At 38.8% G+C, this 1,977-nt stretch carries 1 protein-coding gene; it reads right to left on the bottom strand.

What is annotated here, in order from left to right:
- Positions 1 to 289 precede the first annotated feature (289 nt).
- Positions 290 to 1,609 carry an amino-acid N-acetyltransferase gene (argA, locus tag ACWXWT_RS20370; RefSeq protein WP_456043391.1) on the bottom strand — a complete coding sequence of 440 codons (1,320 nt, stop codon included), beginning with the start codon at positions 1,607 to 1,609 and terminating at the stop codon, positions 290 to 292.
- Positions 1,610 to 1,977 lie beyond the last annotated feature (368 nt).

Here is a 1,977-nt window from a genome sequence, read left to right as displayed (position 1 = left end):
GATGGTGGGAATGTCTTATTTTTTATGGAAAAAAATAGACCATGCCGTCGTATTTTGAAAGCATCTAACGAAGCATAAAGGACTTTGAAACCCGCCAGAATGGAGTCTCTCAGGTATTCCACTTCTGAGTTACATCGATTTAAAAGGAAACACCATTTCTACATCAATGTGCCTTGAATTGAAAAACCTGAGAGACTCTGAACTGACCAGATATTTAATGATATTGGTATTAGAATATGTTTTTTGACATAAAAATGCCAGAATAACCGGCATTTTGAACACAATGAATTTATAGGTCTAGGGCAAGAATTTTTGAGCGGCGCTGATAGTTATATAGCTGTTTTTTCTTGTTAGGTAACTCTTCAACGTCAACAATATTAAAGCCATGCTCTAAAAACCAATGAATGCTTCGGGTTGTTAACGCAAATAAACGAGAATAACCTCGTACACGCGCTTGGCCAATAATGTTATTTAATAACACGCTTCCACGGTCAGCATCACGGTAGTCAGGATGCACTACAAGGCAAGCAAACTCGCCAGCATTGTCTTCTTCAAATGGATATAACGCAGCACAACCAATAACAAGGTTATCACGCTCCACCAGCATAAATTGCTCAATTTCCATTTCCAGCTGTTCACGAGAACGGCGAACTAAAATACCTTGTTCTTCTAATGGACGGATGAGGTTTAAAATACCTCCAATGTCGCCAATCGTGGCTCGGCGCAAGCGTTCTGCACTTTGCGTTACGATTTGGGTACCAATCCCTTCACGTGAAAACAGCTCTTGTAATAATGCGCCATCTTCCAAATAGCTCACCAAATGGCAACGAGGCACACCTCGACGACAAGCTTCAACACTGGCCTTTAAGAAAGCCATCGTCGACACAGAAGTATGGTCATCATCAGCCATGCTCTTAAGCATTTCTTCCACATCATCTGGCATTAACTCAGCAATAACGTCGCCATTTTTACCCATAATGCCATTTGTGTCGCTAAAACCAATAATTTTATCGGCCTTTAATTTAATAGCGACTTGTGTAGCCACTTCTTCAGCGGTTAAATTAAAGCTTTCACCAGTGACAGAAGCTGCAATCGGCCCCATTAATACAATACCGTTATTGTCTAATTGACGACGTAATCCTTGCGCATCAATCCGACGGACTTTACCGCTTAAACAAAAATCAACACCGTCATCAACACCTAAAGGTTGAGCAATGACAAAATTACCGCTCACCAAGTTAATTTGCGCATTTTGCATCGGCGTATTGCCTAGGCTCATTGATAATCTAGCTGTGATATCAAACTGAGTCGCACCAGCAACCTGCTTAATAATTTTTAACGTTTCATCATCAGTGATACGAATACCATTGTGGTAGGCAGGTTCAATTCCTGCAATCTTTAAACCCGCATCTATCTGTGGCCTTGCCCCATAAACCAATACCACCTCTATTCCAAGCGAATGCAACAAAGCGACATCGTTTAAAATGCCACGAAACTGCGGATGTGCTAATGCTTCGCCACCTAACATGACGACAAAAGTTTTCCCTCTATGAGCATTAACATAAGGAGCAGAATGACGAAATCCATCAACCAATTCAGTGGTTCTCACAGGCAAATTCACCTCGGATAAGTGATATTAATTAAGTTTATGACAAAGAATGTCATATGACAGTTCGGTGTATTAAAATCAATGATATTGCATTTTAATTCACTTTAAAAGCATTTTATCTCACTTTTTATGTTATTTAGTATCTCAGATTTTTATGAAAAAATGATTACAGCCAAAAAGTTAACTTGTTTTAACTGTAAATAATAGCTTAACCATTTATTTCACCTATCTTGATCACCATTGTTGTGGTTGAATTAGCCGGACACTTCAATAAAGGAATATAATAATGCCATTATTGAGGTGAATATGACTAAACGAATAAATAAACAATATCCAGATGATTTTAAAAAAGAAGCTGTCGCTTTGGT

This window comes from Shewanella sp. A22, assembly GCF_053850585.1.
The sequence above is the reverse complement of the archived record's forward strand: the minus strand, read 5'-3'. Positions and strand labels throughout refer to the sequence as shown.